This window comes from Streptomyces sp. NPDC053673, assembly GCF_055585225.1.
Window position 1 is genome coordinate 47638 of the sequence record NZ_JBVJKN010000018.1, and the last position, 14375, is coordinate 62012.

17 protein-coding genes, 1 pseudogene and 1 riboswitch are annotated in these 14375 nt (G+C 70.7%); of the genes and pseudogenes, 10 read left to right on the forward strand and 8 right to left on the reverse strand.

Going from position 1 to position 14375, the window contains the following annotated elements; translation table 11 throughout:
• Positions 1 to 10: 10 nt before the first annotated feature.
• Entirely contained in the window at positions 11 to 229 is a 219-nt protein-coding gene (locus ACZ6ZQ_RS24295; protein WP_469770605.1) for a DUF397 domain-containing protein, read from the reverse strand.
• Between the two features lie 15 nt (positions 230 to 244).
• Positions 245 to 1102 (reverse strand): helix-turn-helix domain-containing protein, encoded by an 858-nt coding sequence (locus tag ACZ6ZQ_RS24300; protein WP_469770606.1) that lies wholly within the window; start codon positions 1100 to 1102, stop codon positions 245 to 247.
• Positions 1103 to 1346: 244 nt separating this feature from the next.
• Here ACZ6ZQ_RS24300 and ACZ6ZQ_RS24305 point away from each other — a divergent pair, with 244 nt between their 5' ends.
• Positions 1347 to 1790: an ATP-binding protein gene (locus tag ACZ6ZQ_RS24305; RefSeq protein WP_469770607.1), complete on the forward strand. Its 444-nt coding sequence runs from the start codon at positions 1347 to 1349 to the stop codon at positions 1788 to 1790.
• Between the two features lie 108 nt (positions 1791 to 1898).
• Here the strand turns inward: ACZ6ZQ_RS24305 and ACZ6ZQ_RS24310 are convergent, their stop codons facing one another.
• From ACZ6ZQ_RS24310 to ACZ6ZQ_RS24325, 4 genes are all read right to left on the reverse strand, one after another.
• Positions 1899 to 2432, reverse strand: coding sequence for a DUF6328 family protein (locus ACZ6ZQ_RS24310; RefSeq protein WP_469770608.1), 534 nt, complete (start codon positions 2430 to 2432; stop codon positions 1899 to 1901).
• A gap of 88 nt (positions 2433 to 2520) precedes the next feature.
• Positions 2521 to 2997, reverse strand: a complete 477-nt coding sequence (locus ACZ6ZQ_RS24315; protein WP_469770609.1) for a C40 family peptidase — start codon at positions 2995 to 2997, stop codon at positions 2521 to 2523.
• A 3-nt stretch (positions 2998 to 3000) separates the two neighbouring features.
• A riboswitch (cyclic di-AMP (ydaO/yuaA leader) is annotated at positions 3001 to 3152 on the reverse strand.
• A gap of 363 nt (positions 3153 to 3515) precedes the next feature.
• Complete coding sequence (locus ACZ6ZQ_RS24320) at positions 3516 to 3824, reverse strand: hypothetical protein (RefSeq protein WP_469770610.1); 309 nt, start codon at positions 3822 to 3824, stop codon at positions 3516 to 3518.
• 7 nt (positions 3825 to 3831) lie between these two features.
• A complete protein-coding gene (locus ACZ6ZQ_RS24325) occupies positions 3832 to 4467 on the reverse strand; it encodes an ATP-dependent Clp protease proteolytic subunit (RefSeq protein WP_469770611.1) in 636 nt (211 codons plus the stop codon).
• A gap of 112 nt (positions 4468 to 4579) precedes the next feature.
• Here ACZ6ZQ_RS24325 and ACZ6ZQ_RS24330 point away from each other — a divergent pair, with 112 nt between their 5' ends.
• On the forward strand, positions 4580 to 4873 hold the full coding sequence (locus ACZ6ZQ_RS24330) for a type II toxin-antitoxin system Phd/YefM family antitoxin (protein ID WP_469770612.1): 294 nt from the start codon (positions 4580 to 4582) through the stop codon (positions 4871 to 4873).
• A gap of 125 nt (positions 4874 to 4998) precedes the next feature.
• On the opposite strand, the gene ACZ6ZQ_RS24335 is transcribed toward ACZ6ZQ_RS24330, so the two are convergent.
• The gene (locus ACZ6ZQ_RS24335) at positions 4999 to 6000 is read right to left on the reverse strand and encodes an ABC transporter permease (protein WP_469770613.1); all 1002 of its coding nucleotides are present in this window, start codon (positions 5998 to 6000) and stop codon (positions 4999 to 5001) included.
• 116 nt (positions 6001 to 6116) lie between these two features.
• On the opposite strand from ACZ6ZQ_RS24335, the gene ACZ6ZQ_RS24340 reads away from it, so the two are divergent.
• From ACZ6ZQ_RS24340 to ACZ6ZQ_RS24375, 8 genes and pseudogenes are all read left to right on the forward strand, one after another.
• Positions 6117 to 6737, forward strand: a complete 621-nt coding sequence (locus tag ACZ6ZQ_RS24340; protein WP_469770614.1) for a TetR/AcrR family transcriptional regulator — start codon at positions 6117 to 6119, stop codon at positions 6735 to 6737.
• 136 nt (positions 6738 to 6873) lie between these two features.
• Positions 6874 to 7176: an urease subunit gamma gene (locus tag ACZ6ZQ_RS24345; protein WP_469770615.1), complete on the forward strand. Its 303-nt coding sequence runs from the start codon at positions 6874 to 6876 to the stop codon at positions 7174 to 7176.
• Positions 7177 to 7191: 15 nt separating this feature from the next.
• Positions 7192 to 7497: pseudogene (locus tag ACZ6ZQ_RS24350) on the forward strand (urease subunit beta); the annotation flags it as partial.
• A gap of 91 nt (positions 7498 to 7588) precedes the next feature.
• A complete protein-coding gene (locus tag ACZ6ZQ_RS24355) occupies positions 7589 to 9310 on the forward strand; it encodes an urease subunit alpha (protein WP_469770616.1) in 1722 nt (573 codons plus the stop codon).
• 380 nt (positions 9311 to 9690) lie between these two features.
• On the forward strand, positions 9691 to 10350 hold the full coding sequence (locus tag ACZ6ZQ_RS24360) for an urease accessory protein UreF (protein WP_469770694.1): 660 nt from the start codon (positions 9691 to 9693) through the stop codon (positions 10348 to 10350).
• A gap of 20 nt (positions 10351 to 10370) precedes the next feature.
• Entirely contained in the window at positions 10371 to 11051 is a 681-nt protein-coding gene (gene ureG, locus ACZ6ZQ_RS24365; RefSeq protein WP_469770617.1) for an urease accessory protein UreG, read from the forward strand.
• A gap of 7 nt (positions 11052 to 11058) precedes the next feature.
• Complete coding sequence (locus ACZ6ZQ_RS24370; protein ID WP_469770618.1) at positions 11059 to 11802, forward strand: urease accessory protein UreD; 744 nt, start codon at positions 11059 to 11061, stop codon at positions 11800 to 11802.
• Between the two features lie 157 nt (positions 11803 to 11959).
• Entirely contained in the window at positions 11960 to 13537 is a 1578-nt protein-coding gene (locus ACZ6ZQ_RS24375; RefSeq protein WP_469770619.1) for an alpha/beta hydrolase, read from the forward strand.
• A gap of 70 nt (positions 13538 to 13607) precedes the next feature.
• Here the strand turns inward: ACZ6ZQ_RS24375 and ACZ6ZQ_RS24380 are convergent, their stop codons facing one another.
• A complete protein-coding gene (locus ACZ6ZQ_RS24380; RefSeq protein ID WP_469770620.1) occupies positions 13608 to 14327 on the reverse strand; it encodes a lysophospholipid acyltransferase family protein in 720 nt (239 codons plus the stop codon).
• Between the last annotated feature and the right edge of the window lie 48 nt (positions 14328 to 14375).

The following is a 14375-nucleotide window of genomic DNA, read 5'->3' on the forward strand; positions in this document are numbered from 1 at the left end:
GGTGGGTCCGTCAGCCGGCCGAGTCCTCTCCCAGCCCGCGCACGAAGCCGGTCCAGGCGGCGGGGGAGAACAGCAGCACCGGCAGATGGATGTTCTTCGAGTCCCGCACGGCCAGCGCGCCGTCGGCGCAGCGGGCGGTCTCGACGCAGTTGTTCATTCCGACACTGCGGCTGCTGCGCTGCCACGGGGTGCGCAGCGGGGTGTGTATGCGTGCGTCGTGAGCAGACATTGGGGGGTGCCTTCCCTACGCGCCGTCACCGATCCCGGCGATGAGATCCAACGAGTCGTGGAGCGAGAGCGCATGCGCCTGCATGGTGCGGAACGCGGCGCCGTACACATCAAGGTCTTCTTTCCGCTCCAGATAGAGACTACTCGTCAAGTGGTCAAGAACAACCACATCCAGATCAGAAGTGCTCGGAAAGGAGAAGATAACGAAAGGTCCGGTGAGTCCCGCATAGCCACCGGTCGAGAACGGCAGCACCTGCAGCCGGACATGGGGGAGCCGGGCCATGTCCAGCACCCTCCTCAACTGACCGCGCATGACCCGCGGGCCGCCCACCTGCCGCCGCAGCACCGCCTCGTCCAGCACCGCGCTGAACTCCAGCGGCCGCTCCGCACGGAGCACTTGCTGACGGGCGATCCTCACCTCCACCAGTGAGTCCACGGTGGCCGACGGCAGCCCTTCGAGCGCGGAACGGGTCACGGCCCGCGCGTAGTCGGGGGTCTGCAGCAGCCCCGGCACCACCGACGTCTCCAGCGTCCGGGCCGTGCTCGCCTGGGACTCCAGGCTGATGAAGTCCCGGTACTGCGGCGGGATCACCCCCCGATAGGCGTGCCACCAGCCCGTACCTCCGCCGTCCGCCGAACCGGCCAGCGTCCCGAGCAGTTCACGCAGCCGCTGGTCGACGACCCCGTACGCATCGAGCAGCCGGGCCACGTCCGCCGGCTTCGCCCCGCTCGTGCCCGTCTCTATCCGGCTCACCTTTGACTGGTGCCAGCCCACGAGCCGCGCCGCCTCCCGGCTGGTGAGGCCCGCGCCGAGCCGCAGCCCGCGCAACTCCTCCCCGAGCTTGCGCCGGCGCACCGCGGGACCGTGCCGCATCCCCGTCTCCTCCTTCGGCCGCCGGATACCCCGGCGAATCGCAGCGCCGAGTATGGGCCCAAATACGGTCTCGCGTCGCAGAGTTCACCGCTTTGAGCGACAGATATATGCATATCCTGGTGGATCGGCACCACCGGCGACGGCAAGAGTGGCAGTCTGGCGCGAAGCACAATCCGAGGCTGTTCCGGCACATTCATCCGCTCCGTGCCGCAATCCGGCCCCGGTGGGAAAGGGACAGCCCGCCATGGCAGATCACCAGGAAGCATCCGTCACTCTGCCGAGCAATCCCGCCTCGGTCCCCGCCGCGCGGAGATTCGTCTTCGACATCCTCACCGAGTGGGGACTGCCGGGGGAGGCCGAAGTGGCCGACACCGTCCGGCTCATCGTCTCCGAACTCGCCACCAACGCCGTGCAGCACACCTTCGGACAGTCGCCGACCTTCACGGTCGACGTCCGGCTGGAGCGCGACGAGCAGCTGCGCATCGGCGTCACCGACAGTCACCCCCGATGGCCGCAGCGGCTGCCCGCGGCCGTCCAGCAGGACAACGGCCGGGGCATGGTGATCATCCGCTGGCTCACCGCGGAGTGCGGCGGGCGGCTGTCCGTCAGCCCCACCCCGGAGGGCGGCAAGACCATCTGGATCGTGCTGCCCTGGACTGCCGCCGCCCCCGTGCAGAACCCCAACTGACCGGGTGGCGGCCAACCGGCCGGGCGGCGGCGCCGCGGTGGCCCGGCCGGTGGCCACGGTCCGGCCGCGTACCGCCCGGACCGTGGGGGAGGCCGGTTACGCGGGCTCTCACCGCCCTGCGTCGGGCGCTGACGACGGGTCTTCCTGCGAGCCCTCCTGCGAGGTGATGTGCAGGCCCACGAGCCAGGGAAGCAGGCCCCACAGCCCCGCGCAGACGAGCAGCGTCGCAGCCGCCGCGGTCACCCCCTCGGGCGTGCCGTGCACGACGTCGACGACCAGCAGTACCGCCGAGGTCAGCGCCAGGGCGAGCACCGCCAGGCCGATGCCGGCCAGCCGGGAGGAGATGTCGACGATCTCCCGTTTGGCACCTCGGCGGAACAGGCCGCGGTGCAATGCGGCGGGCGCGGTGAACAGCGCCGCCGCGACCACGGCCAGCATCAGCGTCGTCACGTACGTGCCGCGCTGGAACGAGTCGAGCGAAGGGAAGCGGGCCGTGAAGGCCAGCGTCAGCAGAAAGGCGAACAGGATCTGAACGCCGGTCTGGATGACCCGGAGCTCCTGGAGCAGCTCGACGAAGTTGCGGTCGGCCCGCTCCGTCTCGGTCTCGTCCCGCGAGGCGCGGAGGCTTTCGTCATCAGGCATGCTTGACGAGTAGCCCGCGCCCCGCGGAACATGCCACCGCTGAGCCGATCGGCGCATTCAGCCGGTCGCGCGACGCGATCCCACAGGGTCAGCGCACGCGCCCGTACCGCACGTTCTTGGACCAGATCTTGCTCAGTTTCACCACGGAGCCGGTCTTCGGTGAGTGCCAGATCCTGCCGCCGCCCGCGTAGATACCGACGTGGTACACATACCCGCCGGCATGGAAGAAGACCAGGTCACCGCGTTGCCGTTGGCGAGCGGAGATGTGCCGGGTGCGGTTGTACTGCTGCTGCGCCGTGCGCGGCAGGCGCTTACCGGCCTTCTTGAACGAGTAGAGAATGAGCCCCGAACAGTCGAACCGGTACGGACCTGTGGCCCCGTACCTGTACGGCGCTCCCTTCTTCGACGCAGCCACCTTGAGGGCCTTCGTCGCGTGTGCCGAGGCCGCCTGGGCCTCGGAGACGCCGCCCGGCAGGATCAGTGAGCCGCCGACGGCGGCGAGTGTGAGAGCCGAGACGGCACCCGTCCGGGACAACAGGGACGGGACATGTGTCTGCGCAGTCATGCGCAACCCTTCGTCAGCCGCCTGTGAAGGATGACCTGTCGGGTTCGGACCGGCGAAGAACGCCCGGCCGCGCTAGCGGCTTCACCCCGAGGACCGGCCATGCGGCCGGCCCGTACTGCTCGGGTCCTCCACTCCTGCCGAAGCCCTCATGTCGACCAGGCATCCGGTGCGGCGGCAGGACTCGGCGTCCGCCCGGACCGCCCCGCCGCGGTGGCGGGGGCTTGTCGTCCCAGGGATCTTGACGCACTTTCTGTCGGATTTCCGAGTTGAAACGACGATTTGTGAGGCTCCTCACCACTGATCCATTGGAGTGGACAGGGCCGTTTGGCGGAGTTCGGGTGGCCGCATGACGAGCGCCGTACCAGCAACGGAACGCCGCATTCGATCAGATGGCTCAACGCTGTGCGCAACTCGCCCGATACTTATGTTGAAGCTGCGACTGGTCCGGATGGGCGACACCCACTCGTACGCCTCCGGCATGGCGTGAGCGGCCTTCCGGGCTGCCGTGTGGCCGGCCGTCAACTCGTCGGCCCGGGCGGCACGGTGATTCGCGAGGCCCTCCGCTCCCCGTCCAACACCCGCAGGGCGCGTGTCAGTGTGGGCGAGTGCAGCTCGCTCTCGCCGCGCGCGTGCATCAGCGCCAGTGAGTCCCTGAGGGCCGTGGCCCGTGCGGCCAGTGCCTGCGCGGCGCGGAGCGCGCCATAGGTGTGTGTGCCGTGGGCCGGGTTGATCCGTCCCAGCTGGTCGACGACTTCGAGATAGCAGTCGATGAACTCGCTTTCCGCGCGCGTCAGTGCGGGCAGGGGCGGGAGCTCCGGTGGCAGCATGGCCGGCTCACCTCACGCCCGTGGAAATCGCGGACGCCTTGCGGTTCTTGATGATGTGATCCACGAGGCCGTACTGCCTGGCCGCTGCCGCGTCGAAGACGGTGTCGCGTTCGAGGTCGGCGGCGATGCGCTCGGCACTCTGACCGGTGTGCCGGACGAGCATGGCGGCCAGCTGCTCGCGCAGCCGGAGCAACTCCTGTGCCTGGATGTCCAGATCGGTCGGCTGACCCTGGAGCGGCTCGGGCAGGGCGGGCTGCCGGACGACGACCCGGGCGCCGGGCAGGGCCATTCGCTTGCCGGGCGTGCCCGCCGCGAGCAACACGGCGGCGGTGGAGGCGGCCTGGCCGAGGCAGGTCGTCGCCACGTCGCAGGTCACCACCTGCATCGTGTCGTAGATCGCGGACTTGGCGCTGATCGAGCCCCCGGGGGAGTTGATGTAGAGCGAGATGTCCCGGTCAGGGGCCGCGTACTCGAGGTGCAGGAACTGGGCGATGACGTCGTTGGCCGAGGTGTCGTCGACGGGTGTGCCGAGGAAGATGATCCGCTCGTCCAGCAGCTTCGAGTACGGATCGAGGGAGCGGAGCCCGGCGCTGGTGCGCTCGGTGAACTCGGGCAGGACGTGGCGGGCGGAAGGACGGTTCATGGCGTGCCTCTCCTCGTGCGCGGCTCTCGTGGATCTCATGGCTTGCACGGTCTTCCGGAGCACGGGGCTCTGCAAAAAATGTACAGGACGTACAGACCGATAGAATGGGAGCATGGCCTATGAGATTCCGGTGACGCAAGCCCGCGCAGAGCTCGCCGAGCTGATCAACCGTGTCGTGTACGGCGGCGAGCGCGTGGTCGTCACCCGCCACGGAAAGCCGCTCGTGGCTCTGGTATCCGCTGCTGACCTGGAGCGATTGGAGGGCCTTGAGCAGCCGGCCGAGGACCCCGTGATCACCTCGGTCTCGACGCTGCGCACGTCGTCGCCGTCCGCTCCGGGCGAACGCGGCCGCTTCGGCATCGCGGCGGAACACCGCGCCCCGGGCCGGGACGGCCGCGGCGCGTGAGACATCCTCGCCCGTCATGACAGGACCGCGCGCCCCCCCGCTACGGCGGGGACGCGCGGTTGCTCAAGAGGCTCGCTCGCGAGGCGCTCGGTCGTGAGACCGGGGGAGCCGGGAGTCCTGACGGATCAGCGGACCGGGGCCGGTTCGGAGGGGGCGGACCGGGTGGTGGTCGCGCTCACCGGCCTGCTCGACCGCCCGCCGATCAGCACCGCGGTCAGGCCCAGCACTGCCCACAGAGCCAGCGTCAGCGCGGGCCCGCCCGCCGCGCTGCCGTCGAAGTACGCCACCGACCGCAGCAGTGAACCGCTCGCGCCCGGAGGCAGCCACTGGCCTATCAGCCCTGCCGGTTCGGGGAGCAGCTCCGGGGCACTGGCCACGCCCGAGAACGGGTTGCCGATGAGGACGACCAGCAGTGCGCCCAGACCGATCCCGGCGGTTCCGATCAGCGCGGCCAGCCCCGCGACAGCGCCACCGATGGCCAGTGCGGTCAGGGCGAACACCCCCGCCTCGGCCCACCAGTCTCCTGTGAGCACGCCGAGCCAGCTGTCCGCGAGGGCCGTCGCGGCGATGCCCGCCAGGATCGACGCTCCCACCAGCGCGGCCGCGGCCCTCGCCCCGCGCAGACCCAGTACGGTGACGGCGCCCCCGGCCGCCACTCCCGCCAGCGCGAGCGGCAGGATGCTGGAGGCCAGTGCGCTGCCCCTCGGGTCGCCGGCAGGAGCCGCGACGACATCCTCGGACCGCACCTGGGTGCCGGACGGAGCGCCGGCCGTTGCGGACTCCTTGAGGAGCTGGGCGACCACCGGGCTCGCGGCGGACGCCGTGAGCACCTTCAGGCCCTGTGGTGTCACGACCATGGCTCCGTATACGACCCGGTCCTCGATCGCGCCCCGGGCCGCTGCCTCGTCGGCGTAGCGGTGCACGTCGAAAGCCCCCTCGTGCTGCGCGAAGCGCTGCTCCAGCTGTGCCGTCGCGGTGGCCGGGCCGGCCACGCCGACCGGCAGGTCGCGCGGTGCGATGCGGGCGGCGGGCCAGGCGAACGCCCAGAGCGCCAGGGTGACGACGACCGGGACCAGGATCATCACCGCGATCACGCGGCGGGCGGGTGCGGCCGGTGCAGTGGGCATGGTGTCCCCTCGATTCGGGTCGATCCAAAGAGAAGGATCGTTCGTTTTTGTCGAGCCTCACTGTCTCGGCGAGGTGTCCAGTTGTCAAGAATGAATGTTCGTTTTACATTTGCCGCATGGCTCGCGTATCCCAGGAACACCTCGACGCCCGGCGCCGCCAGATCCTCGACGGCGCCGCCCGCTGCTTCGCCCGCAATGGCTTCCACGCCACGTCGATGCAGGACATCCTCGGCGAGGTGGGCCTCTCGGCCGGCGCCGTCTACCGCTACTTCCGGGGCAAGGACGAGCTGATCTCCGCCATCGCCGAGGAGGCGTTCGCCGGAATCCGGGCGGCCTTCGAAGAGGCGGCCCGTACGACCCCGCCGCCCACCCCGGACATCCTGCTCGGGCGGGTCCTCGGGATGTTCCTGGAGGGACGGGTGCCCGGCGGCGACCGGCAGGCCTTCGGCCGTCTCATCGTGCAGGTCTGGACCGAGACCCTGCGCAACGAGCGTCTCGCCGCGATCCTGAACGACGGCTACGACGGCATGCGCCAGGCCTGGGCGAAGCTCGTCGACGCCTACCGGGACAACGGGATCCTGCACGCCGATGTGCCGGCCGACCATGTCGCGCGCACGCTCATCGCCACGGCCCAGGGGTTCATCGCCCAGCAGGCGCTCTTCGGGGATGTCAGCGTCGAGGTGCTGCAGGACGGACTGCGTGCACTGATGTCCATGCAACTACCAAAGGTCAGTTAACGCGCCGGAAAAACTTCCGCCCTAACGTTCAAACCTTGGCAGCGGGACGCCCGTGGCTCGTCAACAGAGTGTTGGCACCGGCTACTGTCCCGCTGCGCCCGGTCCGGTCCGGGCAGGACGACTGTGAGGTGGAAGCGTGCAACTGACCCCGCATGAGCAGGAACGGCTGCTCATCCATGTCGCCGCCGATGTCGCGGAGAGGCGCCGAGCCCGCGGTGTGAAGCTCAACCACCCCGAGGCGGTCGCCCTCATCACCACGCACATCCTGGAGGGGGCACGCGACGGGCACACCGTCGCCGAACTCATGGCCTCCGGGCGGAAAGTGCTCACCCGCGACGACGTCATGGCAGGCATCCCCGAAATGATCCACGACGTCCAGGTCGAGGCGACGTTCCCGGACGGCACCAAGCTCGTCACCGTCCACGATCCGATCGTCTGAAGGGGAGCGCCACCGATGATTCCCGGCGAGATCCTGTACGCGGACGGGCCCGTCAAGCTGAACGAGGGCCGCGACGTCACACGTCTGACCGTGCTCAACGCCGCCGACCGGCCCGTCCAGGTCGGCTCCCACTACCACTTCGCCGAGGCCAACCCCGGACTCGACTTCGATCGCGCCGCGGCCCGCGGCCGACGGCTGAACATCGCGGCCGGCACCGCCGTGCGCTTCGAGCCCGGCATCCCGGTCGACGTCGAACTCGTACCTCTCGGAGGGCTTCGCATCGTCGCGGGCCTGCGGGGGGAGACCGGAGGTGCTCTCGAAGTGAGCGACGCACGCGAGGCCGCCGGGCAGCAGACGGCAGCGAAAACCGCACCTCTGCGCCGAGTGGGCGGAGAAGCGAGGGGAGGCACCGGTGTCTGAGTTGACACGTGCCGTCTACGCCGACCTCTTCGGACCCACCACCGGGGACCGGATCCGGCTCGCCGACACCGATCTGCTCGTCGAGATCGAGGAGGACCGCTCGGGCGGGCCCGGACTCGCGGGCGACGAGGCCGTGTTCGGCGGCGGTAAGGTGATCCGCGAGTCGATGGGCCAGTCCCGTACGACCCGTGCCGAGGGCGCCCCGGACACGGTGATCACCGGCGCGGTGATCATCGACCACTGGGGCATCGTCAAGGCCGACATCGGCATCCGCGACGGCCGGATCACCGGTATCGGCAAGGCCGGCAACCCCGACACGATGGACGGTGTCCACCCGGACCTGGTCATCGGCCCCGAGACCGAAGTCATCGCGGGCAACGGCAGAATCATCACCGCGGGCGCCATCGATGCCCACGTCCACTTCATCGCGCCGACCATCGTCGACCAGGCGCTGGCGTCGGGCATCACCACGCTCGTCGGCGGCGGCACCGGCCCGGCCGAGGGCACCAAGGCGACCACGATCACCCCCGGTCCCTGGCATCTTGCCCGGATGTTCGAGGCGCTGGAGTCGTTCCCCGTCAACATCGGGCTGCTCGGCAAGGGCAACACGATGTCCCGGGAAGGGATGTACTCCCAGCTGCGCGGCGGGGCGCTCGGATTCAAGATCCACGAGGACTGGGGTGCGACGCCTGCCGTCATCGACGCCTGCCTGGGCGTGTGCGAGGAGACCGGCGCGCAGCTCGCCATCCACACGGACACGCTCAACGAGGCCGGGTTCGTCGCGGACACGCTCGCCGCGATCGCCGGCCGCACCATCCACGCGTACCACACCGAGGGTGCGGGCGGCGGGCACGCACCGGACATCATCACCGTGGTATCGGAGCCGTACGTCCTGCCCAGCTCCACGAATCCGACCCGGCCGCACACCGTCAACACCATCGAGGAACACCTCGACATGCTGATGGTCTGCCACCACCTCAACCCGGCCGTGCCCGAGGACCTGGCCTTCGCCGAGTCCCGGATCAGGCCGTCCACGATCGCGGCCGAGGACGTCCTGCACGACATCGGTGCCATCTCCATCATCTCCTCGGACTCCCAGGCCATGGGACGCGTCGGCGAGGTGATCATGCGGACATGGCAGACGGCGCACGTCATGAAGCGGCGTCGCGGAGCCCTGCCGGGCGACGGCCGCGCGGACAATCTGCGGGCACGTCGCTATGTCGCCAAATACACGATCAACCCGGCCGTCGCCCAGGGCCTCGACCACGAGATCGGCTCGGTGGAGCCGGGCAAGCTCGCCGATCTGGTGCTGTGGGAGCCGGCGTTCTTCGGCGTCAAACCGCAGCTCGTCATCAAGGGCGGCCAGATCGCGTACGCGCAGATGGGCGACGCCAACGCCTCCATCCCCACACCACAGCCCGTGCTGCCCCGACGGATGTTCGGCGCGCTCGGGAAGGCCCCGGCGGCGGGCTCGTTCAACTTCGTCTCGGAAGCGGCGATCGAGGACGGGCTGCCCGAACGCCTGGGCCTGGGCAAGCGCTTCGTCCCCATCCGCAGCACGAGGCGCGTCACCAAGGCGGACATGCGGGAGAACGACGCGCTGCCGCGGGTCGAGGTCGACGCCGACACGTTCATGGTGACGATCGACGGCGACGCGGTCGAACCGGCTCCCGCGCAGGAACTGCCCATGGCGCAGCGGTACTTCCTGTTCTGACGATGAACGACTTCACACACGCGCCGGTGGACGGCCCGGCCGGCGGCTCCGGTCGCACCGCGGCCGGTGCTGCCTCATCCCCGACACCCGCCGCGGCGGACAGCGGCACGGTCCCCGGCCCAGATCAGCGGGGCCACGTCGGTGCCGGGTCCGGTTCGGCGGTGGTGGCCGGTGACGGGCTCCGTCGGGCGGGTGTGCCTGCCGGGCGGCCGGGGGGAGCCGGGGCCGGGCAGGCAGGGCCGTTCTCGGTGGCCGGGGCCCAGGACCGCCCGGTGGTGCCGCCGCCCGCGGCCTGCCCCGTGCCCGCATCGGCGGAATCGAGACGGGCAGGGGCGCCGGAGGACGCCGGGCGACCGGTCGGCGCATCGTCGCGGGCCGCGTTGCTCGTACTCGCCGATGGGCGATTTCCTGCCGGGGGGCATGCCCACTCCGGTGGGGCCGAGGCGGCCGTCAAGGCGGGGCGGATCCGGGACGCCGCAGGACTGGCGGGCTTCTGCCGCGGGCGGCTGCACACCGCCGGGCTGACGGCCGCCGCGCTCGCCGCCGCGGCGGCGCTCGGCCTCGACCCGCTCGAACTCGACGCGGCCGCCGACGCCCGCACCCCGTCACCCGCCCTGCGCACCACGGCCCGCAAACTCGGCCGGCAGCTGATGCGCGCCGCCCGCGCCACCTGGCCGTCAGCCGAACTCGATGCGCTCGCCCGGGCATTGCCCAAGGGCGCCCACCAGCCCGTCGTGCTCGGGCTCGCGGCGCGCGCCGCCGGCCTCGGACCCGAGGACGCCGCGCACTGCGCCGCGTACGAGACCGTCAGCGGGCCGGCCACCGCCGCGGTACGCCTGCTGAGCCTGGACCCCTTCGAGGCCACCGCCGTCCTCGCCCGCCTCGCCCCCGCCATGGACCGGGTCGCCGAGCGCGCCGCGGCCGCGGCCCGGCAGGCGGCCGAACTGGGCGTCGACGCCCTGCCCGCCGCCTCCGCCCCGCTGCTCGACATCACCGCCGAGCTGCACGCGGCCTGGCCCGTACGCCTTTTCGCCTCGTAGGACCCAGAAGGAGCCGCACCATGCACCTCGACCACAGCCACGACACCGCCAAGGCCGTCAGCGCCGACGCCAACCGCCCCGACGGCACCCGGCGTGCCCTGCGCATCGGCCTCGGCGGCCCCGTCGGCTCCGGCAAGACCGCGACCGTCGCCGCCCTCTGCCGCGCCCTGCGCGACCAGCTGTCCATCGCTGTCGTCACCAACGACATCTACACCCGCGAGGACGCCGAGTTCCTGCTGCGCAACGCGGTGCTTCCGCCCGAGCGCATCCAGGCCGTCGAGACCGGAGCCTGCCCGCACACGGCGATCCGCGACGACATCTCCGCCAATCTCGAAGCCGTCGAAGACCTGGAGGAATCGGTCGGACCGCTCGATCTGATCCTCGTCGAATCCGGCGGTGACAATCTCACCGCCACCTTCTCCAGGGGCCTCGTGGACGCACAGATCTTCGTCATCGACGTGGCGGGCGGCGACGACATCCCCCGCAAGGGCGGCCCCGGCGTCACCACCGCCGACCTCCTCGTCGTCAACAAGACCGACCTCGCCCCGTACGTCGGCTCCGACCTGCAGCGCATGGCGCGCGACGCCAAGGAGCAGCGCGGTGAACTCCCCGTCGCCTTCACCTCGCTGACCGGCGAGGACGGCGTCCGGCCCGTCGCCGACTGGGTGCGCGCGCAGCTCACCGCCTGGGCCGCCGCGTGACCGCCGCATGAGCGTCCGAGCCACCGCCCGTATCGTCGCCACCCGCGACGGTGGACTTCCCGTACTGGAGAGCGCCGGGCCGCTCGCGCTGCGCCGCACGCGCGCCGCCGGACCGTACACCCGCGTCACCGTCGTCGGCGCGATGAGCGCGCCGCTCGGCGGGGACCGGCTGGCCGTCGAGGCGGACGTCCATGACGGCGCCCGGCTGCACGTGGACTCCGCCGCGGCGACCGTCGCCCTGCCCGGCCGCACCCCGGAAGAGGCCACGTACGACATCGTCCTGAGCGTGCGGGAGGACGCGGAGCTGCGCTGGCTCCCCGAGCAGCTCATCTCCGCCCGCGGCAGCAACTTGCGTATGCACACACGCGTCGAACTCGCGGCCACGGCACGGCTGGTGCTGCGCGAGGAACAGATCCTCGGCCGGCACGGCGAGGAGACCGGCACCCTCACCACTCGCCTCACCGTCCGCCGCGCGGGCCGCCCCCTCCTGGACCAGGAACTCGCCTACGGACCCGGCGCACCCGATGGCTGGGACGGGGGAGCGGTGCTCGCCGGACACCGCGCGGTCGGTCAACTCCTGCTGGTGGACCCGGACTTCGAGGAGAAGCCCGCCAAGCCGCGGCAGTTCGGCGACACCTGCGTCCTCACCCCGCTCGCCGGCCCGGCCGTGCTGGTCACCGCGATCGCCCCGGACGCACTGCGGCTTCGCCGCCTGCTCGACGCGGCCCGGCGTGAGGCACTCGACGACTGACACCGTCCTCCCGGTGACACCACGCACCGGCTATCGCTTCGGCAAAGAAAGACCAGTTCGGTCTATCGCCCTGCGTCGCACAGACGTAAGGATCCCCCGTAACAGACCATGACCGCGCTGCCGTGGGGAGCGGCGCATCACCAGGGGGAGGCACCACGTGAAACGCACAGCGGCGCTCGGCTCCGTCGGCACTCTGATCGCGGGCACGCTCATGACCGGCGCGATCGCCGCACCGACAGCGACCGCCGACGGCAGGCCCGAGCAGAGCGTCGAGGCGTACGGAGTGAAGGTGGCCGCCGAGCGCGCGGCGCACCAGGGCATCGCCTGGGCCGACTGCCCGGCCGACTGGGGCCTGGAGAAGCCCATCCAGTGCGGCTGGGTGAGCGTCCCGCTCGACTACACGCGCCCGAACGGCAGGCAGATACGCATCGCCGTCGACCGCATCGGCAACACCGGCACCCAGGAGGAGCGCCAGGGCGCGCTCCTCTACAACCCCGGCGGGCCCGGCAGTTCAGGACTGCGCTTCCCGCGCCGAACCGTCACCAACAGCCCCATCTGGGCAAGGACCGCCAAGGCCTACGACTTCGTGGGCTTCGACCCGCGCGGCGTCGGCCACTCGGCGGCCATCTCCTGCGCCGACCCGCAGGAGTTCATCAAGGGGCCCAAACCCGACCCGGTCCCCGACTCCGGGGCCGACAAGCGCGCCCAGCGCAAGCTCGCCGCCGAGTACGCGCAGGGCTGCGCCGAGCGCAGCGGCGACCTCCTGCCGCACATGACCACTCTCAACACCGCTCGCGACCTGGACGTCATCAGGGCCGCGCTCGGCGAGAGGCAGCTCAACTTCCTCGGTGTCTCCTACGGCACCTACCTGGGCGCGGTCTACGCGACTCTCTTCCCGTCCCATGTCCGCCGCATGGTCATGGACAGCGTCGTGAACCCGCGTACCGACATGATCTGGTACAACGTCAACCTCAGCCAGGACATGGCTTTCGAACGCCGGCTGACTGACTGGATGAAATGGGTCGCCGCCAACGACGCTTCCTTCCACATCGGCGACACCGAGGAGAAGGTCCGCCGGCAGTGGCAGACGCTGCGCGACACCGCCAAGAAGAGCCCGATCGGCGGGGTCGTCGGCCCGGCGGAGCTGGTGAACTACTTCCAGGGCGCCCCGTACTACGACAGCCAGTGGGCGCCCGTCGCCCGGGCCTGGAGCACGTACCTGGCCGGTGACCCGAAGCCGCTCGTCGATGCCGCGGGCCCGCATCCGGAGGACACCGCGGGCAACGCCGCCGCCGAGAACGGCACCGCCGTCTACACGGCGGTCGAGTGCGCGGACGCTCCCTGGCCGACCGACTGGGAGACCTGGGACCGTGACAACTCCCGCCTGCACGCGACGTACCCCTTCTTCACCTGGTCGAACGCCTGGCTGAACCTGCCGTGCGCCACCTGGCCGGCCAAGCGTCAGCAGCCGCTGGAGATCCGCACGGGCAAGGGTCTGCCGCCGGTGCTTCTGGTGCAGGCCGAGCGCGACGCGGCCACCCCCTACCAGGGCGCTCGTGAACTCCACAAGCGGTTGAAGGGCTCGCGCCTGGTCACCGAGAAGAACGCCGGCTCGCACGGCATCACCGGCCTGGTCAGTCCCTGCATCAACGGCAAGGTCGAGGCGTATCTGGTGAGCGGCACCCTCGACAGCCGCGACACGGCGTGCGCACCGCACGCCACGCCGACGCCCTGACCCGTCCGCCGGCGACAGCAGCGCAGAAGGGGGCGGCCCGGACCGGGCCGCCCCCTTCTCCGACGACCGGTCAGCGCCGCCGCAGCCGTGGGAACTTCCTGGACTGCTGCTGCTCCGTCTGAGCCGCCTTCACCTTCGCGGCGTACTCGTCCACATACTCCTGCCCCGACAGCGCGAGGATCTCGTACATGATCTCGTCGGTCACCGCGCGCAGCACCGCCTTCTCGTTCTCCATCCCCGCATAGCGCGAGAAGTCCAGCGGCTCCCCGAAGCGGATCGTCACCCGCTTGATCTTCGGTACGACCTGCCCCGGCGGCTGGATCTCGAACGTCCCGACCATCGCACACGGCACCACCGGCACCCCGGCGGTGAGTGCCATCACCGCGACCCCGACCTTGCCCTTGTACAGCCGTCCGTCGTGCGAGCGCGTGCCCTCGGGGTAGATCCCCAGCAACTCGCCCTTCCTCAGCACCCCGAGCCCCTCGCGGATCGCGGCCTGCCCGGCGTCCTTGCCCGACCGGTCCACCGGGATCTGCCCCGCGCTGCGGAAGAACGCGGCGGTCAGCCGGCCCTTGAGCCCGGGGCCCGTGAAGTACTCGGCCTTGGCGAGAAAGGTGATCCGCCGCTTGATGATGGCGGGCATCAGGAAGTGGTCGGAGAACGACAGGTGATTGCCCGCCACGATCGCCGCGCCGTCCGCGGGAATGTGCTCGAGTCCCTCGATCCTGGGCCGGAACAGCAACCGCAGCAGCGGCCCCAGAATGACGTATTTGAGCACGTAATAGAACACAGAGGAGCTCCTCACTGCGCCGGATCGGCGGCGCTCAGGGGCTGCGTT